Source organism: Streptomyces sp. NRRL WC-3549 (genome assembly GCF_000721935.1).
GTDB lineage: Bacteria > Actinomycetota > Actinomycetes > Streptomycetales > Streptomycetaceae > Streptomyces.
Genome location: NZ_KL585450.1, coordinates 51298 through 51641 on the forward strand (window position 1 = coordinate 51298; position 344 = coordinate 51641).

Annotated in this window: 1 pseudogene; it reads right to left on the reverse strand. The window is 78.8% G+C overall.

The features are described 5' to 3' along the window. Positions 1-344, reverse strand: a pseudogene (locus IH13_RS0135430) (PrsW family intramembrane metalloprotease); the annotation flags it as partial.

A 344-nucleotide genomic window follows, 5' to 3' on the forward strand; every position in this document is an offset into this window, starting at 1 on the left:
GCCGTACGGGGGCTGCCGGGGCGGGGCGGGCGGCCCGGGAGGTCGTACGCGGCCCGTGACCTGGGCCGCGTACGTCAGGGCGGGGGCCGCGACGTCCCGGCGCCGCCACAGATGGTGCAGCAGCTCGCGTTCCCGCGCGGCGAAGTCCGGATCGGCCCCGTCCCGGCGGGCACGGCGGCGCAGTACGGCCAGCGAGGTCGCGAACGACTCGTACTCCGCGACCGCCCGGGCCGCCTGCTTCCCGTGTTCCGGGTCCGGATGGCCGTTCCGGCGCCGGGCCAGGTCACGGGCGATGGAGCGGGCCCGCATGGAGGACAGGGCGAGCGGCTCGGCGGGGGTCAGCC